24 protein-coding genes are annotated in these 22,039 nt (G+C 72.1%); 13 read left to right on the forward strand and 11 right to left on the reverse strand.

From position 1 onward, the window contains the following. Window positions 1-186: 186 nt before the first annotated feature. Window positions 187-411 (reverse strand): DUF397 domain-containing protein, encoded by a 225-nt coding sequence (locus IF01_RS45515; RefSeq protein WP_341845489.1) that lies wholly within the window; start codon window positions 409-411, stop codon window positions 187-189. After that, window positions 383-1,216, reverse strand: coding sequence for a helix-turn-helix domain-containing protein (locus tag IF01_RS0115890; RefSeq protein WP_030394066.1), 834 nt, complete (start codon window positions 1,214-1,216; stop codon window positions 383-385). Before IF01_RS0115890 ends, IF01_RS45515 begins: the two co-directional genes overlap by 29 nt. A 723-nt stretch (window positions 1,217-1,939) precedes the next feature. On the opposite strand from IF01_RS0115890, the gene IF01_RS0115895 reads away from it, so the two are divergent. The 3 genes from IF01_RS0115895 to IF01_RS0115910 all read left to right on the forward strand — a co-directional run bounded on the left by IF01_RS0115895 (window position 1,940) and on the right by IF01_RS0115910 (window position 4,286). Then, window positions 1,940-2,443: an NUDIX domain-containing protein gene (locus IF01_RS0115895; protein ID WP_063764219.1), complete on the forward strand. Its 504-nt coding sequence runs from the start codon at window positions 1,940-1,942 to the stop codon at window positions 2,441-2,443. A 415-nt stretch (window positions 2,444-2,858) separates the two neighbouring features. Beyond that, entirely contained in the window at window positions 2,859-3,206 is a 348-nt protein-coding gene (locus IF01_RS0115900) for a hypothetical protein (RefSeq protein ID WP_157855243.1), read from the forward strand. A 291-nt stretch (window positions 3,207-3,497) separates the two neighbouring features. Next, a complete protein-coding gene (locus IF01_RS0115910) occupies window positions 3,498-4,286 on the forward strand; it encodes a phosphotransferase family protein (protein ID WP_030394069.1) in 789 nt (262 codons plus the stop codon). Between the two features lie 9 nt (window positions 4,287-4,295). Here the strand turns inward: IF01_RS0115910 and IF01_RS0115915 are convergent, their stop codons facing one another. After that, a complete protein-coding gene (locus IF01_RS0115915) occupies window positions 4,296-4,529 on the reverse strand; it encodes a GntR family transcriptional regulator (RefSeq protein WP_030394070.1) in 234 nt (77 codons plus the stop codon). Between the two features lie 424 nt (window positions 4,530-4,953). Here IF01_RS0115915 and IF01_RS0115920 point away from each other — a divergent pair, with 424 nt between their 5' ends. From IF01_RS0115920 to IF01_RS0115930, 3 genes are all read left to right on the forward strand, one after another. Then, window positions 4,954-5,190 (forward strand): hypothetical protein, encoded by a 237-nt coding sequence (locus tag IF01_RS0115920; protein ID WP_157855244.1) that lies wholly within the window; start codon window positions 4,954-4,956, stop codon window positions 5,188-5,190. Between the two features lie 529 nt (window positions 5,191-5,719). Next, window positions 5,720-6,232, forward strand: coding sequence for a hypothetical protein (locus tag IF01_RS49275; protein WP_037779917.1), 513 nt, complete (start codon window positions 5,720-5,722; stop codon window positions 6,230-6,232). A gap of 327 nt (window positions 6,233-6,559) precedes the next feature. Continuing rightward, window positions 6,560-6,991 (forward strand): ML domain-containing protein, encoded by a 432-nt coding sequence (locus tag IF01_RS0115930; protein WP_157855245.1) that lies wholly within the window; start codon window positions 6,560-6,562, stop codon window positions 6,989-6,991. A gap of 184 nt (window positions 6,992-7,175) precedes the next feature. Here the strand turns inward: IF01_RS0115930 and IF01_RS0115935 are convergent, their stop codons facing one another. The 4 genes from IF01_RS0115935 to IF01_RS0115950 form a co-directional block, all read right to left on the reverse strand. Further along, on the reverse strand, window positions 7,176-7,469 hold the full coding sequence (locus tag IF01_RS0115935) for a UTRA domain-containing protein (RefSeq protein WP_030394074.1): 294 nt from the start codon (window positions 7,467-7,469) through the stop codon (window positions 7,176-7,178). Between the two features lie 110 nt (window positions 7,470-7,579). Continuing rightward, on the reverse strand, window positions 7,580-8,431 hold the full coding sequence (locus IF01_RS0115940; protein WP_030394075.1) for an ABC transporter permease: 852 nt from the start codon (window positions 8,429-8,431) through the stop codon (window positions 7,580-7,582). Continuing rightward, complete coding sequence (locus IF01_RS0115945) at window positions 8,391-9,251, reverse strand: ABC transporter ATP-binding protein (protein WP_030394076.1); 861 nt, start codon at window positions 9,249-9,251, stop codon at window positions 8,391-8,393. Before IF01_RS0115945 ends, IF01_RS0115940 begins: the two co-directional genes overlap by 41 nt. Further along, on the reverse strand, window positions 9,248-9,763 hold the full coding sequence (locus IF01_RS0115950; RefSeq protein WP_051755413.1) for a MarR family winged helix-turn-helix transcriptional regulator: 516 nt from the start codon (window positions 9,761-9,763) through the stop codon (window positions 9,248-9,250). Before IF01_RS0115950 ends, IF01_RS0115945 begins: the two co-directional genes overlap by 4 nt. A gap of 221 nt (window positions 9,764-9,984) precedes the next feature. Here IF01_RS0115950 and IF01_RS0115955 point away from each other — a divergent pair, with 221 nt between their 5' ends. After that, window positions 9,985-11,193, forward strand: coding sequence for an MFS transporter (locus tag IF01_RS0115955; protein WP_208624318.1), 1,209 nt, complete (start codon window positions 9,985-9,987; stop codon window positions 11,191-11,193). Here the strand turns inward: IF01_RS0115955 and IF01_RS0115960 are convergent. After that, a complete protein-coding gene (locus IF01_RS0115960; RefSeq protein ID WP_030394079.1) occupies window positions 11,177-11,515 on the reverse strand; it encodes a hypothetical protein in 339 nt (112 codons plus the stop codon). The genes IF01_RS0115955 and IF01_RS0115960 overlap by 17 nt on opposite strands. Before the next feature lie 62 nt (window positions 11,516-11,577). Beyond that, window positions 11,578-13,059: an amidase gene (locus IF01_RS0115965; RefSeq protein ID WP_051740098.1), complete on the reverse strand. Its 1,482-nt coding sequence runs from the start codon at window positions 13,057-13,059 to the stop codon at window positions 11,578-11,580. A gap of 187 nt (window positions 13,060-13,246) precedes the next feature. Here IF01_RS0115965 and IF01_RS0115970 point away from each other — a divergent pair, with 187 nt between their 5' ends. The 3 genes from IF01_RS0115970 to IF01_RS0115980 all read left to right on the forward strand — a co-directional run bounded on the left by IF01_RS0115970 (window position 13,247) and on the right by IF01_RS0115980 (window position 16,383). After that, window positions 13,247-14,008 carry a helix-turn-helix domain-containing protein gene (locus IF01_RS0115970; protein WP_208624319.1) on the forward strand — a complete coding sequence of 254 codons (762 nt, stop codon included), beginning with the start codon at window positions 13,247-13,249 and terminating at the stop codon, window positions 14,006-14,008. An 83-nt stretch (window positions 14,009-14,091) separates the two neighbouring features. After that, on the forward strand, window positions 14,092-14,667 hold the full coding sequence (locus tag IF01_RS0115975) for a hypothetical protein (protein WP_051740097.1): 576 nt from the start codon (window positions 14,092-14,094) through the stop codon (window positions 14,665-14,667). Between the two features lie 117 nt (window positions 14,668-14,784). Further along, window positions 14,785-16,383 (forward strand): phytoene desaturase family protein, encoded by a 1,599-nt coding sequence (locus IF01_RS0115980; protein WP_030394083.1) that lies wholly within the window; start codon window positions 14,785-14,787, stop codon window positions 16,381-16,383. Window positions 16,384-16,449: 66 nt separating this feature from the next. Here IF01_RS0115980 and IF01_RS43925 read toward each other — a convergent pair whose 3' ends face one another. Then, on the reverse strand, window positions 16,450-17,160 hold the full coding sequence (locus IF01_RS43925; RefSeq protein ID WP_199523221.1) for a hypothetical protein: 711 nt from the start codon (window positions 17,158-17,160) through the stop codon (window positions 16,450-16,452). Window positions 17,161-17,399: 239 nt separating this feature from the next. On the opposite strand from IF01_RS43925, the gene IF01_RS0115990 reads away from it, so the two are divergent. From IF01_RS0115990 to IF01_RS0116000, 3 genes are all read left to right on the forward strand, one after another. Next, the gene (locus IF01_RS0115990) at window positions 17,400-17,978 is read left to right on the forward strand and encodes a TetR/AcrR family transcriptional regulator (protein WP_030394085.1); all 579 of its coding nucleotides are present in this window, start codon (window positions 17,400-17,402) and stop codon (window positions 17,976-17,978) included. A gap of 291 nt (window positions 17,979-18,269) precedes the next feature. Beyond that, a complete protein-coding gene (locus IF01_RS0115995; RefSeq protein ID WP_051755417.1) occupies window positions 18,270-19,319 on the forward strand; it encodes an agmatine deiminase family protein in 1,050 nt (349 codons plus the stop codon). A gap of 124 nt (window positions 19,320-19,443) precedes the next feature. Continuing rightward, window positions 19,444-20,685 (forward strand): agmatine deiminase family protein, encoded by a 1,242-nt coding sequence (locus IF01_RS0116000; protein ID WP_244215520.1) that lies wholly within the window; start codon window positions 19,444-19,446, stop codon window positions 20,683-20,685. Window positions 20,686-20,776: 91 nt separating this feature from the next. Here IF01_RS0116000 and IF01_RS0116005 read toward each other — a convergent pair whose 3' ends face one another. Continuing rightward, window positions 20,777-21,985: an agmatine deiminase family protein gene (locus IF01_RS0116005; protein WP_078879998.1), complete on the reverse strand. Its 1,209-nt coding sequence runs from the start codon at window positions 21,983-21,985 to the stop codon at window positions 20,777-20,779. Window positions 21,986-22,039: the final 54 nt, after the last annotated feature.

Here is a 22,039-nt window from a genome sequence, read left to right on the forward strand (position 1 = left end):
TCACAGCCTATTTTTGCCGTAGCAGGCTTGGTTGGCACCTGCGCGATCAACCACCCGGCCGGCGCGCCTGCCCACCGCCCCCTGCCGAGGCGCGGCAGCCAGCCGGCGCAGGCTTTGCCAAGGCATAGAAGGGCCCCGCCGCACTGCTGCGACGGGGCCCAGTTGGTGAGCGCCCACGGCACGACATCAGACGGTGCCAAACTCCCCGGCGCGCACCGCATCGATGAACGCCGCGAACTCCGACGCGTGAAAAACAAGCGTCGGGCCAGAGGGATCCTTGGAGTCGCGAACCGGGGTGAGGCCAGGCAGACTGCCTGACACCTCGATGCACTGTCCCGCCTGAGCGCTATAGGAGCTCTTGCGCCAAGTGACACCGTGTAGATCACTCATGTTCGAAGCCCTTCCGTACATCGCGAATGAAATCTCGGCTGGCCGCTCGGGGCAACGCCTCGGCCTGAAGGTGATCGTACTCACTGGTCCACTCAGCCAGCGTCTTGGGATCGCGCTCAAGGAAGCCACGTCGCTCCGTCTCGCCATAGCCAACGATGGACCTGTTTGGCATGGTCAGCAACGTAATTGGGTGCGCAAACGGTCGGCTCTCGCCTGCCGCGAACGGACTTACTTGGACAAGGAAGCGGGGGTGGACCGCAAGGGACTCAAGGTGCTGAAGCTGCGCCACCATGACTTCGCGGCCGCCGATCGGTCGCCGTAGCGCCCCTTCGTCTATGACTGCCTGAACAAGCGGCATGGGGTCTTGCATGAGTGCCTGTTGCCTGCGGAACAGCAACTCGGTTCGCTCGTCAGCCTGCTCTTGCGTCGCGACCCCTCGAAGGACCGGGGCTGCTTGGTAGGCGCGGACGTACGCAGCGGTTTGAAGGAGGCTGGGCACGATGTTGATCTCAAACAGTCTCAGAGTCGCTGCCCTTGACTCATCACGTAGGTACTCCTCGAAGCCCTCGAACAGGGCACGCTGACCAGAGGTTCCCAACTCCCTGACAAACTGCTCGCCTGAACCAAACACACTGTCAAGTGCTGTTGCAATTCGTTGAGTTAGTTTTCTTCGCCCATTTTCGAGGGCTGAGATGTATGACGACGTGCAACCAATCAATGCTGCAAGTTCCTCCTGTGTCCAGCCTCGCTGCTCGCGTGACGTGCGAAGTAGCACTCCGAGCCCGGCAACGGGGCTGGCCTGAGAGTCAAGTTCGCGCTTGTTCAAGGCAGTTCGTCCTACCAATCCAACAGCTTGAGACAGGTTGAACAGTCCTTGGACTGTACGCCACAGTGAAGGCGTTCCGGTAGCGAGGTGACTACGGAAAGGAACGATCATGCCGCGTGCCAAGAGAGCGGAGTTTCACACTCCCGAACTCGGTGAGTTGGTAGAGGACTTGGCTCACAAGGGAAGGGTCGGGGCGTACATGGGGACGGAGGGTGGGCAGATCTACCTGCGTCCTCCGTCGGGCGGGTGCGAGTGGACGACCCGCCCCGGTTCGATCAAGCCGGTCGAACTGCCCGCCGGATCACCGGCACCGCCGGCTACCGGTGCGGCCTGACCAACAGGTCGCACAACAAGCTCCCGCCCCGGCGGTTCGGTGTTTGAAACGTCACCGGGCTGTCCGGGCGGGTCCCGGGGGGCACTCTCCTGCGTGCTCCCCGGATGGGTGTTCACGTCCTGGGTCGGACGCGTGGACACCCTGGCCCCACACGCTGTGGATGACGGCGTGTGGGACCTCCGGTCCCGGGCGAGCACTCCCCCCAACCCGCTCGGGGCCAACATCCGCTGTGCCTGTCAGGGGCTGCTCAGGAGCCGCCCGAACGGCACGGCGAAGGGCTCCATCCCCGGGCCGCACACCCGGGGGTGGGGCCACCGCATCGGGCCCCTCCCGTTCGGCGGCGCGGGAGGGGTCTTCCCCCAAGTCCGAGTTGATCCCTGGAGGATCAGATGAGCACAACGGGTCTGCAAGTCTTCGGAGTTCAGCCGCGAAGGCGTGTGAACGCCATGGTGCTGTTCCGCCGTGAGGGCGGTGATGTGCTGCTGCTGCGGCCGTCGTACCGGCCGGACTGGTTCCTGCCGGGCGGGGGTGCCCACCCCGGCGAGTCGATCGCCGGTGCGGCTGCTCGCGAGCTGGACGAGCAGTTGGGGCTGCGCAGGAAGGTCGTGCATGCCCTGACAGTCGACCAGTCGCCGGCGAACCCCGACACCTGGCAGCCCGAGGGGCTGAGTGTCGTGTGCGACGGGGGGCTCATGACCCGTTCGGAGGCAGACGCGCTGTCGCTGCCCCAGTGGTCGCGCAGTGCGATCGATGAGGTGGCGTGGGTGGCGCCGAAAAGACTGCCGGAGCACGTGGCGCCGTACATGGAGTACCGGATCCGTGCCGCGCTCGCGGCGGCGACGGTCGGTGTTCGGCTTCCGTTGCTGTACAACGGCGAGTCCGCCCGACGCTAGTTGAAGGCTCCGTGTGCATGTGGGGTGCACACGGTAGGGGTCCCGCTCGCTGTCGAGACCTCCGTCCGTGCCGGGCGGGGCCCCGTTTCCATGGAGGTGAGCGCATGACGGAGCGAGAGGAACGGCCGAGCAATCGCCCGCACATTGCTCTGCCTCGTGACGGCCGCATGCCGTACCCGCGAAAGGGCCAACTCGGCTTCGACGGCCCTTCGATCGGCTCGGTCGCTCTCGACACCCGACTCGGTGGCCGCGTGGGCTTCGTGCACGTGGTCACGAGTGGAGTTGTGTGGCTGCGGGAGCCCGGTGCGTTCGAGCGTGTTCGGGGCTGCCCGGTCGATGCCGTTGGACCGCCCCCGGCGAAGAGCGCGGAGGCCCGGAGCCTCGATGCGCCGCTGTACCAGGAAGGTGGGTGATCATGCCTCTTCCGCAACGGGGACTGTTCGTTGGGCCGGTGGTCGCCGATGCATACGAGAGTCTGGACGAAGCTGTCTACGCGCGGCAGTTCGAGGACTACACGAGTGACTGCCACTGCCCCCATCGGAGGTTCGGCGGGTGCGTGGATGATCTCGGCCTGCCACCGCGTGGGGGTCTGTACATCCATCCGGACGGGCGGCGCGGGTCGTTCGTCCGGCGGGTGCGCAAGCACGACCCGGTAAGCCTGAGTGTCGTCCGGACCGCCGTGCTGTTCGAGCACATCAACGGCAACGCGGTCAGCTTCGAGTGGTCGTTGAAGTGCGCGGGGCCCGGCCCGCCGCTCATCTGAAGACTCCCGCCCTGGTCGGCCCCGTCGCGTGACAGCAACAGCCGGCCGGGACGGGTTCCAACCCGCCGTTTACTGGCGGGCCATCCGTCACCTATGAGAGAGGAAACGCACCATGCGAACCGGGATCACGGGGCACACCACGGGGAACTGCCCGGCGGGCGGCGACCACCAGTACCAGATGTGGAGTGGCAAGATGCGCTGCGTCAAGTGCGGCCAGACGCAGGGCTGATCATCTGAGCCGGGGGGAGGGGTTCGACTGGGGACCCCTCCCCTCTCCGAGAGGAGACGAACGTGGTCGATCAGCGCGTTGGCTGGGGTGAACTCCCGGCCCGGACACGGCGAGCGGTCGTGCAGCGCTTCGGTGTGCTGTCGTCCGCCCGGACGGTGCCGGAGGGGATCACCTGCCGTACGGCACTGGTCCTCACAACGGCGACGAAGAATGTCTTCCTGAAGGGTGTGCCCGTCTCCGACCGGCAGGGCGTGGCAGCACAGCGCACGGAGGTACGGGTCAACGGAGCTGTTCGCGCTGTTGGCCCGGCGGTGGTCTGGGAGGCGGTGGCCGGCGGGTGGCATCTCGTCGCCTTCGACCATGTGGACGGCCGCCATGCCGACTTCGCACCCGGCACGGCGGACGCCGGGGTCGTCGCCGAGCTTCTCGGGCGTACCCGGCAGTGTCAGGTGCCAGCCGGTAGAGGCGTTCCGCCGTTGGTCGAACGGTACGGTGCCGTCCTCGGTCCGGGGGACGCCGAGCTGCTCGCGGGCTCGGCGCTGCTGCACACCGACACCAACCCGCACAACATCCTGATCACCGCTCGCGGCGGTCGGCTCGTGGACTGGGCGATGCCTGCGGTCGGCCCCGCGTGGGTGGACGCTGCCAACACAGCGGTGCGGCTCATGGGCTTCGACTGGGAGACCAGGGAGGCGCTTGCGTGGCTCCGCGCCTTCCCCGAATGGGAGGGAGCGGCCCGGTCCGCCAGGGCGGCGTTCGTGCGCGTCGTCACCGACGACGCCACTGCCCGGTTCGGTCGGTACGCCGCCGAGGAGAACGCCCGCTTCCTGGCCCTGCTGGCGACCGGCTGAAGGCAGCCTCTAAGGGGTCCGGCCGGTCACGAAGCTGCCCATGCCGGTGCGCGTCACCACCAGCCCGCCGGCCCGAAGGTGGGCGATCGCCTTGCGCGTCGTCTTGCGGTCCACCCCGAACTCCTCGGTGAGTTGGACCTCGGAGATTTTGTCGTCGGGCCGGAGTTCACCGGCCGCGATCCGCGCGGTGATGACCTCGGCGATCTGTTCCCACTTCGCGCGGGTAGGGCTGAACTCGAACACTCCCCGACCGTAGCGAAGAGGGACGGCCACACATAGCCGTGGTTGACCATGGACAGTACCGTCGTCAATGAAGAACCCCCGGGGCCGCTTAGGACCGGCACCGGGGGTGACGCCGATTGCTTTAGGGAGCACTCGACATGTCGATCTTAGCTTCTGGGCGTGGTGCGGTGGTGCCGCCAGCTGTCTGGTCGCAGCCACGGCCGCTGCACTGTGGCTCACCGCCGACCTCGCCCCCAAGGGTCGCCACCGGGCGACCGGGGATCCGATCACGATCGACCTGGACGGGCTCCGGGTGCCCGCCTATCACCGCCGTCCGGTCACGGCCCCACGCCGAACCGAACCGACACCCCGGCCCGCTGTGCCGCTGCCCGCGCCGGTGGTCGTGCCGCCGGTCGGCCCCACGCGACAGGACGTCGAAGCCGCTGTGATCGAGCGGGAGCGTCGCGCCGTCCGCGTCTCCGCAGCCCTCGAACCGGACCGCACCACCGTGCCGTTCTGCGGGGGTGAGCCGGACCCCGTGAACGTGGTGCCGCTGTGGGACCGGGAGGAAGAGCGGCGGCGGGTGGAGCGGCGGCGCGCCCTGGTGGCGGCGTCCATGGGACTGCCGGATCCCGGCTATTCGTACGAGGGTGCGCACGTCTTCGCCGGGGCGGTGGCGTGATGACCCCGGCGACCACGCGCAAGCCCGTGTGCGGCGCTCGGCGCCCCGGCAAGTCCGTCTGTTCGCTCGACCCGTTCCACCGGGGCGGCCACGTGGACGAGTCCGGGGAGGGTTGGCCGCGTGTCGGTCCGGTCTACTGTGCCCGGTGCGGGAAGGAAGCGGTGAGCCCGGTCGCGGTCGGTCACTTCGGAGCGACGGCGGGCCCCGGCGTCAGCGTGTGGGCGTGCTCGCCGAACTGCCCCTAGCAGCAGTCCCTTTCGCCCCGTCCGGCAGGTTCGGGCGGGGCGCTCGGCTGCCTGGTTCACGCTGGGGGCGTGCGCTGGTCGTGCATGAGGTGGTGGCGGCGCTCGGCGACCGAGAGTAGTTTGGACGGCCCGCTGGGTCGATGACGGCTCCGGGACTTGGCGTCCCGGGGCCGTTCGTGCTTCCGCACGGTCACGTCGGTGTCAGCGGGGTGTGGTATCGGTTTTGAGACAGCCGAGACCTATCGGCCACGGGGCGGGCGGACAGTGCACGGGGAGCGGCGGGCATGTCGGACAGGGGCGATGACGGCGACGGTGACGAGAGCGGAGAGGTCTTCCTCGGCGGCGGGCCCATGGTCCCGGGCGTGGACTATGAGGCCGCGTGGCTTGAGGCCAGGGCCGTGGCGATCGACCTGAACACGGTCCTTGGCGCGCTGGGGCTGGCCGGTGAGGATCTGATCAAGGCACAGGCCGGGTGGTCGGACGACGGCCGGGGAGTGGTCTTCCTGAAGGGCATGCCTTCGGGGGCGCGAAGACTGCGGGTGATCCTCGACGGGATGGCCGCACGGGGTGCCGCCGATGCCGACGGGGAGTCCAGGGAACCTGCCGGGAGTAGATCTTCGCGAGGGTGCCGCGGGACGGCTTTCCGCAGCGCCGCGGGGCCGTTTCCGCGGTGGCTGTTTTCGCAGGTCGGGGGTGCCGTCGGTCGTTCTGGCGCCCGGCCGGGACCGGCCGTCAGGCCGCATGCCCGGCCGGGGCGCCATGGGCAACCGGCGGCGCTGTGCGCCGCCCTTGAGTGAGTGAAGAACGTTTTCGACAGGTGGCCTGTCGTCCTGGAGCGCGCTCTGGGGTGCTGCTGCTGTCGACCTGACGACCCTGCGATAGAAGGCAGTTGGCTGACTGACCCTCGCCAACGTCACCGGGAGCGAGAACAGGGATACCTGAGTGCGAGAGCCCGCCGCCAGACGTTGTGCAGCAGGGTGCGGGCACGAGTCACCGCCGTGGCCGTACGGAGTTACGCCACCTGTGGGTCGCGCCGACCCCCTGGCCGGGGTCGGGGAGTCGGCGACGCGGTCAGTCCTGGGCAATCGATGCACGCAGTGTGTTCTGATGGATACACTGCGTGCATGTCTAAATGGAGCTATGACAACAACGGCACGGATTTGGACCCACTGCAGATCGAGAGCGTCACTTCCACTCCGGATCCGCCAGTGCCGGGCCAGCCGTTGAAGGTATCGATCGCGGCGGTCGCCAAGGAAAAGATCGTCAACGGCGCCTACGTGGACGTCGTGGTCAAGCTCGGTCTGATCAGGCTGGTGTCGAAGCGGTACGACCTTTTCGAGCTACTGAAGGGCGACCGATCCGACGGCTGGACCCTGACTCGTGATGCGGGCAGTGGCGACGATCCCATCGAGCCCGGCGAACTGGGACTGACACTAAGCTGGGACCCCCTGTCGCGCGAGACCGCCCGCGCCCAGTACACGATCGCGATCTCGGGGTACACCGCCGACGACAATGATCTGTGCAACCTGAGAGTCATGGTCGACTTCAAGAACTGAGCACGCCGAACACACGCCCCGACTGCGGCTCCCCTCGCAGCCGGGGCACGTTGCTGTCAGGCCGTTCGCGACCAGGGAAGGAGTCCGGGCCTACCGGTACGCCGCTGCCGAAGGTGGAGCAGTCAACCGCCGCGAACACCGGCGAGCGTCGGAGTCGCCGCCTGGCGTGTTGCCGTCGACACGCCTACCGCGCGACGGGGCGGTGGGTGATCGTCAGTTGGGTGGCAGCGGCGGTCATGGTGAGGGTTTCGAGCATGAGGGGGCGGGCGTCGGCCTGGGTGCGGGTGATGCGCTGGAAGACGAGCAGGGGGACGTTCTCGGGGACGTTGAGTACCGCTCGTTCGTCGAGGTTGGGCATGCGTGCGCTGACGCCTTCGTGCCATTCGATGGGGCCGTGCTGGGCGTCAAGTGCGGCGTAGGCGTCGGTGTTGAACAGCTCGGGATGGTTGGCCAGGACGGTGCTGGTGATCTGCTCCATGGGCAACAGGCCGGTGCAGCAGACTCGCAGTCCGCTGTCCTTGCGGGTACAGAGGCGCTGGACACGAGGCGAACGCGGGCGGCCTCACCGACCCCCTCGACGGGCCCTGCTCAGCGGGCGAGGCGGCCCAGGAGGGCGGAGGCGGAGGTGATGCCGAGGGCGGTGGCGAGGGTGAGGACGCCGAAGTCCAGCAGCAGGTGCGAGGGGGTGCCGATCAGGAGGCCGCGCAGGGCGTCGACCTGGTAGCTGAGCGGGTTGGCCAGGCTGATCGCCTGGAGCCAGCCCGGCATCAGGTCGACCGGGTAGAGGGCGTTGGAACCGAAGAACAGCGGCATCGTGATGGCTTGACCAATGCCCATGAGGCGGTCGCGGGTGAGCACGATCCCGGCGATGGTCATCGAGAGGCAGGAGAAGAAGGCCGAGCCGAGGACCACCACCGCGACGACTCCGAGCAGCCGCAGCGGGTTCCAGGTCATCGCCACCCCGAGCACCGCCGCGAGCAGGACGACCACGACGGCCTGGATGACCGCCTTGACGCCGGCGGCGAAGGCCTTGCCGGTGACGAGTGCGGCTCTCGGGGTCGGTGTCACCAGGAGTTTGGTGAGCACGCCGGAGTCCCGCTCCCAGATGATCATGATGCCGTAGAAGATCGCCACGAACATCGCGGACTGCGCGATGATCCCGGGAGCCAGGTAGTCCAGGTACGGGATCCCGTCGGTGGGGATGGCCTTCAGCCGGGTGAAGGTCTCGCCGAAGATCAGCAGCCAGAGCGCGGGCTGGATCGCCCGGGTGTAGACCTCGGTCCGGTCGTGGCGCAGCTTCTGGAGTTCGACCACGCACATCGCGGCGACCCGGGCGGGCACCTGGCGCCAGCCGGTGCGGAGCGGCGGGGGTACCAGCAGCAGGCCCAGGTCTGGTGCGTCAGCCGACGCGGTTGGCTGTGCGACGGGTCCGGCGGACATCGTTGAAGTCTCCTTCCGCGCTCTCGCCGCGGGCCAGCCCGCGGCCCGAGAAGTGGCGGAACACGTCGTCGAGCGTGGGATCGGGCAGGGCGGCGTCCTGCTCGCGGACCCGGGCCTTGAGTTCCTCGGGGGTGCCGAGGGCGCGGATCCGGCCCCGGTCCATCAGGGCGATCCGGTCGCAGTGGCGGTCGGCCTCGTCCATGTAGTGGGTGGTCACCAGCACCGTCATCCCGGTGGCGCGGCGAACGGCGTCGACCCGCTCCCAGACGCTCGCGCGGGCGATCGGGTCCAGGCCGATGGTCGGCTCGTCCAGCACCAGCAGCCGGGGGGCGCTGACCAGCGCCTGGGCGAGTTCCAGGCGTCGCACCATGCCGCCGGAGTAGGTGCCGGCCGACCGGTCGGCGGCCTCGGTGAGGTCCACGGCGGCCAGCGCCTGGGCGACCCGCGCGGACCGTTCGGCGCGCGGCACGTCGAAGACCCGGGCGAACAGGGCGACGTTCTCCCGGCCGGTCAGTCCGGCGTCGGCGGAGAGCTGCTGCGGCACGTAGCCGAGCAGTCGGCGGACCTCCGACCGGCGCCCGGCCGCGTCGTGGCCGAACACCCGGACCATCCCGGAGGCGGTCGGCAGCAGGGTGGTGATCGCCCGGATCGTGGTGGTCTTGCCGGCGCCGTTGGGGCCGAGCAGGCCGAAGACCTCGCCGGCCCGCACGGTCAGATCGACGCCGTCGACGGCCTTGGTGTCGCCGCCCTTCCGCCGGCCCCGCCGGAAGGTGTAGGTGAGGCCGCGGCAGACCACCGCGTCGTTCGGCCCGATCGTCATGGTCCGGTCCTCCCTCCGGCGGCCGGGGCCGCCGTGCCCGGTTCGCCCGCGCGCTCGCGCAGGCCCGTCGCCACTCCGCGCAGCGCGGGCAGCGCGGCGGCCAGCGCCGCCCGGTGGTCGGCGGGCAGCCCCGCCACCACCTCGCCGACCAGCGCCTCCCGCCGGGCCCGCCAGGCCGCCAGCCGCTCCACGGCCTCGCCGGTGGCGTACAGCAGGGCGGCCCGGCGGTCGGCCGGGTCCACCTCGCGGCGCAGCAGGCCGAGCGCGACCAGTTGGTTGACCAGGGTGGAGACCGAGTTGGCGGCGAGGCACAGCTCGGCGGCGGCGTCGGACACCCGCAGACCGGGGAAGTCCGTCACCAGCCGCAGCAGTTCGACCTGCGCGCCGCGCAGCCGGGGCTCGGTCAGGCCCTCGCGCAGCCGGCGTCGCACCAGGCGCTGGATGCCGACGAGGAGGGTGGAGAACTCCTCGCCCAGCGCCGGGTCGGGCGGGTCCGGGGCGGTTGCGCTCATACCTCCGATTTTAGCTCTCAGTGAGAGCTATTTGTCGAGGGGCGGGAGGGTTCACGTCCGATTCACGCCGGACCGACTCCCCTCCGCCCTGGTGGACTTCGACCCGGCCCCGACGCGGACCCGACCCGGACCCGACGCGGCCCTCGTCCCGTCGCCGGACCGTCCGTGTCCGCCCCGTCCCCCGGAGAACAGGAGCATCCGCCGTGCCAGAGCTGGAGACCGTGCCAGAGCCAGCGACCGGGACCGGGACCGTGGCCGGGCCCCGGCGCCGAACCGGCGGCCTGCCGGCCGTCCTCGCCGTCACGACCGGCGTCTTCGCGATCGTCACCACCGAGATCCTCCCGGTCGGGCTGCTCGGCCCGATCGGCGCGACCTTCCGGATCTCCGACGGCACGGCGGGCCTGATGATGACCCTGCCCGGCCTGGTCGCCGCCGTGGCCGCACCCGTCGTCACCGTCGCGACCCGGCGGGCCGACCGGCGCACCGTGCTCTGCGCCCTGCTGCTGCTCCTGGCCCTCGCGGACCTGCTGAACGCGATGGCGCCCGCCTACAGCGCCGTGCTGCTGGCCCGGGTCGCCCTCGGCCTGGTGATCGGCGCCTTCTGGTCCATCGGTTCCGGGCTCGCCCCGCGCCTCGTCCGGGCCGAACGGCAGGCCCGGGCCAACACGGTGGTCTTCACGGCCGTCCCGCTCGGCTCCGTCCTCGGGGTCCCGGCCGGGGTCCTGCTCGGCTCCGTCGCCGGCTGGCGCGCGGCCTTCGCCGCGATGGCCGCCCTGACGCTGCTCGGGCTGGCCGCCCTGCTGGCGACGCTTCCCCCGCTGCCGCCACCGGCCACCGCCACCGGCCTCGGCGTGCTGCGCGGACTGCTCACCGGCCGGGGCACCCTGGCCGGTCTCGCGGTGACCTTCCTGATCGTGCTGGCGCACTTCGGCGCCTACACCTACGTCACCCCCTTCCTCACCGAGGTCACCCGGGTCGGCCCCGGCACGATCGGCGCCCTGCTGCTCGCCTACGGGGCGGCCGGACTGCTCGGCAACCTCCTCGCCGGCCCCCGCGCGGCCCGCGCCCTGCGGCCCACCTTCGCCTCGGTCGCCGTCCTGCTCGCGGCCGCCACGCTGCTGCTGCCGGTGCTCGGCGACGGCCGGGCGGGCGCCACCGCCCTGCTGCTGCTCTGGGGAGCGGCCTACGGAGCCGTGCCGGTCTGCTCGCTCAGCTGGTTCCTCACCGCGGCGCCGCACGCCCCGGAGGCCGCCGGGGTGCTGTTCACCTCGTCGTTCCAGGCCACCATCGGGATCGCCGCGCTGACCGGGGGCGGGGTCGTGGACCGGACCTCCCCCGGCACCGTCCTCGTCCTGGCCGGCCTCACCGCGCTGCTCGCCGCCGGGACCGCCCTGCTGACCGCCCCGGCCCCCGCTACAGCACGGCGATGAGCACTCCCGTGGGCACCAGGGTCAGCAGGGCGCTGGTCGTCCAGTACGCCCCGGCGGGGCCCCGGTCCGCGTACCGGTGCCGACGGCGGCTGCGCAGCAGGTGGTTGGCCAGCCACCAGAGGCCCGAGAACACCGACAGCACCGGCACGGCGAGCATGAACCACGGCAGCATCCCGTCGTTCTCCGTGGGGTTGCGATCGGTCCAACCGAGCCCCGCGAGCGGCCAGTTGACGGCGAAGTACCAGAGGAGCCAGATCGGCACCACCGCCGGCAGGCCGAGCAGCAGGTTCACCGCGACGGCGGCGGTCGGGTACGTTCGCATCCGATCAGTATCCACGGGCCCTTGGCGGCCCGGGCGAGCGGGCGCGGCCCGGGCGAGCGGCCTCAGCCCAGGCCGGGCGGGCGGCGGTCGGCCCAGGGGTGGGCCAGCTCCAGCGTGCGGGACACCTGGAGCAGCAGGTCCTCGCGCCAGGGTGCGGCGACGAGCTGGACCCCGACCGGCAGGCCGGTCGCGTCGTCGTGGTGGACGGGCAGCGAGACGGCCGGCTGGCCGGTCACGTTGAACAGGGAGGTGAACACCCCCATCGGGTAGCTGTTCCGCAGCGCCGCCAGCGGATCCCTGTCGGTACCGGCCCGCCAGGCGCCGACGCGCGGCGGCAGGCAGGCCATGGTGGGCGTCACCAGCAGGTCGAACCCGGCGACGAAGCCCTCGACGATGCGCCGCGACATCCGCTGGGCCCGCCGCACCCCCTCCGCGTAGGCCCAGGAGTCGATCGCGTGCGCCGCGTCGCGCAGCGCCCGGTTGTGCGGCTCGATCCGCTCCGGGTCGGCCAGCGGAACCCCGGCGGCGCCGATGTTCCACATCGCGGTGAACTCCGTGACCAGTTCCTCGGTCGGCGGCAGCGGCAGCGGGGTGTCGACGATGTGGTGGCCCGCCGCCTCCAGCGTGCGCAGCACGGCCTCGACGGCCGCCACGCAGACCGGGTCGACGGTGATCCCGGCCACCGGCGGGTCCACCAGGACGCCGATCCGCAGTCCGGCCGGCGGGTCCGCCCACATCGCGTCGGCGAAGGAGCGGTCCGGGGCCGGGGGCGACCACCAGGCGGCCGGATCGTGGCGGTCGAGCACGTCGAGCACGGCCGCGGTGTCGGCCACGGTACGGGTGACCACGCCGCCGATGCCGAGCCCCTCCACGACGACGGCCCCGTTGGTCACCCGGCCCCGGGTGGGCTTGAGGCCGACCAGGCCGGTGCAGGAGGCGGGGATGCGGATCGACCCGCCGCCGTCCTCGGCGTGGGCGAGGGGCGCCATCCCGGCGGCGACGGCGACGCCCGCGCCGCTCGACGAGCCGCCCGGCGTCCGCTCCCGGTCCCACGGGTTGCGGGTGATGCCGAGCGCCTCGCTCTCGGTGAACGGCAGACTGCCGAACTCGGAGGTGGTGGTCTTGCCGAGCAGGACGAACCCCGCGGCAAGGAACCGGCGGACCAGCGGCTCCGAGCGCTCGGCCGGGCCCCGGCCGGCGCCCGCGGACCCGTACGTGGTGGGCCAGCCGGCCACGTCCAGCAGGTCCTTGATCGGCAGCGGGACGCCGTGGAACGGCGGGAGCCCGTCGGTGGAGCCGGCCCGGACGACCGCGTCGGCGGCGGCGGAGGCGGCCGCGCGGACGGCGTCGTCGTCCCGGAAGCAGAAGGCGTTCAGCGCCGGGTCGAGGGCGTCGATCCGGGCGAGGCAGTCCTCGACCACCTCGACCGGGCTCACCTCCTTCCGACGGACGGCGGCGGCGAGTTCGACGGCGGAGCCGTAGGCGGTGGCGGGGGTGGTAGCGGGGGTGGTGCCGGTACTGGCTGCTTCGACCGGTGGGTTCATCGCGAACTGTCCTCTCCGAACGGGGCGGTGGGTCCGCCCACCTCAGAGTCGCGCCGCCCGCGGCCCCGCGTCTTGGACGAATGTCGCGTAGCCTGGCGCTATGCGCCCCGTCGGTCCGACCCGCGCCCCCGCACCCGTGTGGGACATCGCAACTCCCCCGCGCCCCTGCCGTATCCGGGGTGTCGGCATGGCCGGCTTCCACACCTCCGCCCCGGTCGACCTGGACGTGGTGCCGTACCCGGCCGTGACGCTCGCCCTCGACCTCGGCGATCCGCCGCTCGCCGTCGACGACGGGACCGGCCGCCGGGCGCGCGGCAGTGTCGTGGTCGGACTCGCGCCCGGCGGCGTACGCGGCCACGGCAGTGCCATCACCTGCCTGCAGCTCCGGCTCGCCCCGCCGGTCGCGCACCGGATCCTGGGCGCCTCCTCGGAGTTGGGCGGCACGGTGGTCGGACTCGACCAGCTGTGGGGCCGCGAGGCCGCGCGGACCGAGGAGCGCCTGCGCGCCGCCGCCTCCTGGGACGAGCGCTTCGCGATCGCCGAGGCCGCACTCGTCCGCCGGTACGCGGACGGCCGGCCGGTTGATCCCGAAATCGCCTTCGCCTGGGACCAGTTGGTCACCCACCGGGGCGCGGTGCGGATCGAGCGGATCGCCGCCGAGATCGGCTGGAGCCGCAAACGGCTGTGGTCCCGCTTCCACGCCCAGACCGGCCTCGGCCCCAAGCACGCGGCCCGGCTGGTCCGCTTCGACGACGCCGCGCACCGCCTCGCCGCGGGCCACAGCGCCGCCCGGGTGGCGGCCGACACCGGGTACACCGACCAGTCCCATCTCCACCGCGACATCAGGACCTTCACCGGCACCACCCCCACCACCCTCGCCACCGCCCCCTGGCTCACCGTCGACCCCACCGCCTGGCCCGCCACCCGACCCGAGGGCGACCGCCCCTGAACCGGGGGATTCCCGCTCCCCGCCTCCCGGCCCCGTGCCACCCTGGGGCTCCTGGCAGTCACCGGGGCCCTGGGGGAGGAAGCGTGACGTTCTGGGACCAACTGCCCACCCTGGCGGGCGTCGTCGTCGGGTCGGTGGGCTCGTACGCGGCGGCGAGCCTCACCGAACGCAGCCGCTGGCGGCGTGGCCGCGCCGAACGCTGGGACGACCGGCGCTTCCAGATCTACGCGAGCTACGGGAAGCTGCTCAAGGCCCAGATCCGGATCGCCCAAAGACTCGGTGCCGCCCGCAACTTCGACGGCGTGGTGGACCCGCTGGGGATTGACGAAGGGCTGGCCGACCTCGCCCGCGCGGAGTCCGAGCGGGCCGCCGAGTGGGAGTCGATGCTGCTGGTCGGTGACGCCGCGACGGTCGAAGCGGCGCGGTCGTGGCACGAGGAGTGCTGGAACCTGGAGCTCTACGCCCGCGGCCTGCGGTCCGACGCCGCCGGCTGGGTGCGGGCGGAGGAGCGACTGAGCCACGCGCGCGACAGGTTCTACCTCTGCGCCCGGAAGGACCTGGGGATCGCCGGTCCGCCGCCGCCGTCCGGCAACTGGCCCCGGGCCTGGCAGCACGCCGAGTCCGACGGAGCGGCGGGCCCCGGCACCTCGCCGCCGTGACGCCCGACGGCAGTCCGGTGGCAGTTCGGTGGCGGCCCGACGGCAACCCGGCGCCGCCGCCGCGACCGCCGTGCAAGGCTGTTCCGGAGCGGCGGGGCCGTGGCGTACCGTGACCGCATGGCTACCAACGGGTCCTCGCGGTACGACGCCGTGATTGTCGGCGGTGGGCACAACGGGCTGGTCGCCGCCGCGTACCTCGCGCGCGGCGGGTACCGGGTGCTGGTGCTCGAACGGCTGGCGCGGACGGGCGGGGCGGCGGTGTCCGCGGCTGCGTTCCCGGGGGTCGACGCCAGGCTGTCGCGGTACTCCTACCTGGTCAGCCTGCTGCCGGCGAAGGTGGTGCGGGAGCTCGGCCTGCGGCTGGAGCTGCGACGGCGCCGGATCTCCTCCTACACCCCGGCCGTCCGGGACGGGAAGCCCACCGGCCTGCTGGTGGACGCGGGCGACCCCGGCCGGACCGGGGAGTCGTTCCGGGCGCTGACCGGGTCGGACCGGGAGTGGCGGGCCTGGCGGGAGTTCTACGGGACGACCGGGCGGGTCGCCGAGCGGGTGTTCCCGACGCTCACCGAGCCGCTGCCGTCACGGGACGAGCTGCGCCGGCGGATCGGGGACGGGGCCGCCTGGACGGACCTGTTCGAACGGCCGCTGGGCGAGACGGTCGAGCGGACCTTCACCGACGACCTGGTGCGCGGCGTGGTCCTGACGGACGCGCTGATCGGCACCTTCACCCATGCCCACGACCCCGCGCTCCGGCAGAACCGCTGCTTCCTCTACCACGTGATCGGCAACGGCACGGGCGACTGGGACGTCCCGGTCGGCGGGATGGGCGCGGTGACGGACGCCCTGGCCGCGGCAGCGCTGGCGGCCGGCGCGGAGATCCGGACCGGGCACGAGGTCACCGCGATCGCGGGCGACGGGCGCGGCGAGGCCGAGGTGTCGTACCGGCACGCCGACGGCGAGGCGACGGTGGCGGCGCGCCGGGTGCTGGTGAACGCCGCGCCGGCGACGCTGGCGCGGCTGCTCGGCACCGCACCGGGGCCCGCGCCGGAGGGCGCCCAGCTGAAGGTCAACATGGTGCTGCGCCGGCTGCCGCGACTGCGCGACCCCGCCGCGGACCCGCGCGACGCCTTCGCCGGGACCTTCCACATCGCCGAGGGCTACCGGCAGTTGGAGACGGCGTACGCGGAGGCGGCGGCCGGCCGGATGCCCTCGGCGCCGCCGTCGGAGATCTACTGCCACACCCTCACCGATCCTTCGATCCTCGGACCGGAGGCCGTCCGGCAGGGGCTGCAGACGCTGACCCTGTTCGGCCTGCACATGCCGGCCCGGCTGTTCGGCGACCCGGCGGCGAAGGAACGCGCGCTGGCCGCGAGCCTGGCGCAGCTGGACGCGGTGCTGGCCGAGCCGATCGCCGACTGCCTGGCCCTGGACGCCGACGGCCGGCCCTGCGTCGAGGCGCGGACGCCGCCGGAGCTGGAACGGGAGCTCGGCCTGCCGGGCGGCCACATCTTCCACCGCGACCTGGCCTTCCCGTTCCTCCCCGAGGAGCCCGGGGCGCACGAAGGCAGTGCCGCCGAGCGCTGGGGCGTGGCGACGGCCCGTCCGGACGTGCTGCTCTGCGGGGCGGGGGCGGTCCGGGGCGGCGGCGTCAGCGGCATCCCGGGGCACAACGCGGCGCAGGCCGCGCTGGAGGACCTGGCGAGCCCGGCCCGGTAGCGCGGCGGGGGCGGGGCGCCGACCAGTACCCCCGGTCGGCGCCCCGCCCCTTCGGACACCGGTGCGTCAGGCGCGGGCGAGCACCCAGGCGCCGAGGCCGTTGCAGCCCCCGGCCTGGTAGGTGGTGGACCTGAAGCCGGCCGGGACGGGCGAGCCGGGGCAGGTCAGCAGGCCGACCCGGGCGATGTTGTGGAGCCACGCACCGGCGCCGTCACAGCCGGTCCGCTGGTGCCCGGTGATGACGTAGCCGGTGACGACCGGGGAGCCCGAGCAGGTCCAGATGCCGTCGTGCGGGAGGTTGTGCTGCCAGGAGCCGATGCCGCCGCAACCGGCGCGCAGGTGGTTGCTGATGACGTAGCCGGGCACGACCGGCGAGCCGGAGCACGTCCATATGCCGTCCTTGACCAGGCTGTGGCGCCAGGCGCCGATGCCGCGACAGCCGGGCTTGCTGTGATCGGTGATCACGTACCCGGCCACCACCGGGGAGCCGGAGCAGGTCCAGATGCCGTCCTTGGCCGGCTCCTGGTACCAGGAGCCGCGGCCGCCGCAGCCCTTGGGGTCGTGGTCGGTGTTGACGTTGCCGGGGTCGACGGCCTCGCCGGCACAGGCCCACCGGCCCGAGCCCCAGCCGGCGGGCTTGGCCTCGGCCGCCGTCGCGCCGGCCACCGTGCCGCCCAGGAGGACGGCCACGACCAGTGCGAAGGCCGCCGCGACGGCGCCGGTCCCCCGGGCGGCGACGGCGGTCGCCACCCGCTTCCACATCCGATGAGCACTCATGTTCGATCCAATCCGGTCCGGTCTGGGAACGAAGGGGCGTCCCGGACGCCGGGGTCTCCGGCGGGGACGGGGCCACCCTAGAGTGATCGCGGGGTGATGAATCGGTGCAGACCCCGAGAAAGTCCGCCACAGGAGCCACTTTGTCCGAAATCCGTCCGTGCACCACCGAATCCCCCACCTGACGGGACTTTCAGCAGGTGGGCGCACCGGCATACAGCACCCGGGTAAGGTGGTGGATCGTGGCCAGTCGTAAAACGTCGATCATGGAAGCAGCCGCGCGGGTGATCGCGCGGCGCGGGGTGCGCGGACTCCGGGTGGAGGAGCTCGCGGCCGAGGCGGGTGTGTCCACCGCGCTGATCTACTACCACTTCAAGGACCGCACCGGGATCCTCCGGCAGACGCTGGAGTTCATCAACGACCGGGCCGAGCGGTACACGACCGAGCGCGACCCGGACGCCCCGCCGCCGACCGCACGCGAGGAGCTGGAGCAGACGCTGCTGCTGGAGCTCCAGGACACAGTCGAGGTGCGGGAGAACAGCACCGCCTGGGGCGAGCTGCGGGCGAGCGCGGTGTTCGACGAGACCCTGCGCGAGGACCTGGCGCGGGCCACCCGGATCTGGGTGCAGGAGGTCGCCGAGCTGCTCGGTGTGGTGCAGCCGATGTCCTCGGCGGTCGCCCTGGCCGGAGCCGCCGAGCGGCTGACGGCACTGCTGGAGGGCCTCAGCGTGCGCTGGCTCAGCGGGAGCCTTCCGCTGGCGCACGCCCGGACGCTGCTGACCGAGGCGATCGACACCGAGGTGGCCCGGCTCGGCTCCTGAGCCCCGGGGCGAGCCCCCGAAGTCCCGACCCGACTGCTGAGCGCAGCCGCCGAACCGGGCATCCGCCGACAGAACACCCCCGATCATTACGATCCGTGACCAGATCGGCGTCATGGGTCATAGTGTGTCGATAAGTTTGACTGAACTTTCAGTCAGTGCGACGCTGACACCGCAGGCGGGGTGCAGCCGTCGGCCGTTCCCGTGGTGCGCCGGTGCGTAGTGGCGCGAAGAGTGGATCCGATGGCCCCGTGCACCCCTCCCGGCACCGTCGCACGATCGGAGAAGACCCTCATGACCCGCTTCCAGCACGACCGCTCCGCCGATGACTTCCCCTGGGTGCCGGCGGACGACGTCCCGCACGCGCGGACCTGGATGTCCTGGCCCTCCCGCCGCGGTGTGTGGGGGCTGCGCCTGGGCGGGGTCCAGGAGGACATCGCCCTGATCGCCCGGACCGTCGCCGAGTTCGAGCCGGTGGTGATGTGCGCCCCCGACGACTGGACGGCGGGCAAGGCCCAGGACCGGTGCGGCTCCGCGGTGGAGGTGATCACCGCGATCCCGACCGACGACCTGTGGATGCGCGACACCGCGCCGGTGTTCCGTCTGGACGGCCGCGGCGGCCTGGACGCCGTGGTCCTCAACTTCAACGGCTGGGGCGACAAGCAGGTCCACTACGACGACGCCCTGGTCGCCGAGCGCCTCGCCACCCGGCGCGGCCTGCGGTACACCTACGCGGACTTCGTCGGCGAGGGCGGCGCGATCGAGACCGACGGCGACGGCACGGTGATGGCCACCGAGAGCAGCCTGGTCAACAAGAACCGCAACCGGGGCATGAGCCGGGACGAGATCGAGGACGCCGTCCTGGAGGCCTACGGCGCGGACACCATGATCTGGCTGCCGGGCATCAAGGGCCAGGACATCACCGACGACCACGTGGACGTCACCTCGCGCTTCGTCCGCCCCGGGGTGGTGATGGTCCAGCTGCCGCCCGCCGACCGCAACGACGCCTGGGCCAAGGACGCCCGCGAGCAGTTCGCCCTCCTGTCCGCCGCGACCGACGCCCGGGGCCGCCGGCTCCAGGTGATCCCCGTGCACGGCCCGGACACCGTCCGCTCCCGCAGCTCCAAGTTCGTCGACTCCTACCTCAACTTCCACCTCGTCAACGGCGGCGTCATCACCGCCCAGTTCGGCGACGCGTACAAGGACGCCGCCGCGAAGGAGACGCTCGCCGCGGCCTTCCCGGGCCGGACGGTGGTGCAGATCGACGTCGACCGCCTGATGGCCGGGGGCGGCGGCATCCACTGCTCGACCATGCACGAGCCCCTGCCGCAGGTCCTGCCGTAGTCCGCGCACGCCCGAGCCGCGAACAGCAGCCCGACCGCAGCAGCCGCCGACCGCAGCACCCCGACCAGCTGCGCCCCGCCCCCACCGACCCCGTCCCAGCCGGAGGATCCGTATGACCAACGCCATGTCCCGCCGTACCGTGATGCGTTCGCTCGCCGGCGCCGGCGCCGGCGCCGGCGCCGGCGCCCTCGGCCTCACCGCCTGCGACCCCACCGGCGCGAGCGACCTCGACGGCACCGGCGCCCTCCCGCCGTCCGGACAGCCCACCACTCCGCCGGTCGGCACCCCCACGGCCGCGCCCACCGCGGCGCCCGGCACTCCGAGCGCCACCGCCGCCCCCACCGCCACCGGTGCGCCCGCCGCCCGCCGCTTCGGCGCCGAATGGGAGAACCACCTGCGCACGGTGATGTCCTGGCCCTCCTCGGAGAACATCTGGGGCGAGCAGCTCGCGGAGGTCCGCCGGGACGTCGCCGGTCTGGCCCAGGCGATCGCGGCCCGCGAGCCGGTCGTCCTGATGGCCCGCCCCGACCAGAAGGACGCCGCGCAGAAGGCCTGCGGCGCGGCCGTCGAGGTCGTCCCGGTCACCGTCGACGACCTGTGGGCCCGGGACACCGTGCCGGTGTTCGTCGAGGAGGGCGGCAAGGTCAAGGGCGTCGACTTCAACTTCAACGGCTGGGGCCGCAAGCAGCAGCACGCCAACGACGCCAAGGTGGCCCGCGCCGTCCTGTCCAAGTACGGCGTCGAGCGGATCGAGACCCGGCTGGTCGCCGAGGGCGGCTCCTTCGAGACCGACGGCGAGGGCACGCTGCTGGTCACCGAGAGCTCGATCGTCAACGCCAACCGCAATCCCGGGATGAGCCGCGACCAGGTCGAGGCCGAGCTCAAGAAGGCGCTCGGGGTCACCAAGGTGATCTGGCTGGCCGGGGTCAAGGGCAAGGACATCACCGACGCCCACGTGGACTGCCTGGTCCGCTTCGTCGCGCCGGGGGTCGTCGTGCTCGACAAGGCGTTCCCCGGCACCCCTGCGGACGTGTGGTCCCGCTCCGCCGACCAGGCCCGCTCCGTGCTCAAGAACGCCACCGACGCGCGCGGACGGAAGCTGGAGGTGGTGGAGCTGCAGCAGCCCGACCCGGACCGGATCACCGGGCGCGGCGATGCCTTCGTCTCCTCCTACATGAACTTCTACATCGGCACCAAGGGCGTCTACCTGCCCAGGTTCGGGGACCAGAAGGCCGACGAGCACGCCCAGCAGGTGATGAAGAAGTACTTCCCCACCCGCGAGATCGTCCCCGTGAAGATCGACGGGATCGCCGGCGGCGGGGGCGGGATCCACTGCGCCACCCACGACATCCCCGCCATCGGCTGACCGGCCGGCACCGCTCCTGGGCCGACACCCGCTCCTGGGCCGGCGGTACCTCCGAGGCCGGGTCCGCCCCACCGGACCCGGCCCCGCCGGTTCACACGGCGGGCTGCTGCTGGGTGACGCAGTGGATCCCGCCGCCGCCCGCCCCGAGGCGGTCGATGTTGAGCTGCTCGACGGTGCGGCCGGGGAACAGGCGGGCCAGGGTGGCCTTCGCCGCGCTGTCGGCCCGGGTGTCACCGAACTGGGCGGAGATCACCGCGTTGTTGCACAGGTAGTAGTTGGCGTAGGAGCCGACGAAGTTCGGGTCGGTGGAGCGGATGAGGTTGTAGTTGGGCCCCTGGATCTGGCTGACCGTGTACCGCGACCCCTGGGCGTTGGTGGCGGCCGAGAGGATCTGGTACTGCTGGCGCGCGTCCTGGGACCAGGCGTCGGTGTCGCCCGACAGCGGCATCTGGACCACGCCCGTGGTGCCGCCGAGGTAGCGGGAGGTGGCGTCCACGTGGTCGTCGGTGATGTCCTGGCCGGCGATGCCCGCGAACCAGATCACCTTGGAGGCGCCGAACGCGGCGCACAGCGCGCTCTCGACCTGGGCCTGGGACTTGCCGGGGTTGCGGTTGGAGTTGAGGATGCTGCTCCGGGTGGCCATCAGGGTGCCGGCCCCGTCGGCCTCCACCGCGCCGCCCTCGGCGACCAGCCCGGCGGCGGTGAACGGCAGGCCCAGGTAGGCGGCGACCCGTCCGGCGACCAGCGAGTCGTTGGCGTGGGTCTGGTGGTTGCCCCAGCCGTTGAAGTTGAGGCCGATGGTGTCGAGGCCGCCGGCGCCGTCGGTGCGGAAGACCGGACCGGTGTCCCGCATCCAGCAGTCGTCGACCGGGATGTCCCCGATCACGGTGACCGCCGAGCCGCACATCGAGCGGGCCTTGGCGACGCTGGCCGGGTTGGCGCACATGGTCACCGGCTCGTACTTCGCGATGGTCCTGGCGATCAGCGCGATGTCCGACTGGACGCCGGCGAGCTTGCTGCGCCAGATGCCGGTGCTGTCCGGCCAGGCCATCCAGGTGCGGGTGTGGCGCAGGGTGTCGATCGGCACCCGGAAGCCGGCGGCCGCGGCGGCCCGGCCCGCCTCGGTGCTGCGGCGGCCGGCGGTTGCGGCCGCGGCCGGCCCTCCGGTCGCCACGGTGAGCGCGGTGCCGGCGGCGGCCAGGCCCGCGACGGCCAGGAACCGGCGGCGGTCGAGGCTGTCGGCGGTGCTCGCGTCGGTCGGTCCGCCGGTCGCTCTGTCGGATCTGGAGCGGTCGTTCATCACTGCCTCCGTGTCAAGGTGCCCTGCTCGTCGAGCAGTTGACCGAAAAGGTAG

It is taken from the genome of Kitasatospora purpeofusca (assembly GCF_000718025.1).
Lineage (GTDB): Bacteria > Actinomycetota > Actinomycetes > Streptomycetales > Streptomycetaceae > Kitasatospora > Kitasatospora purpeofusca.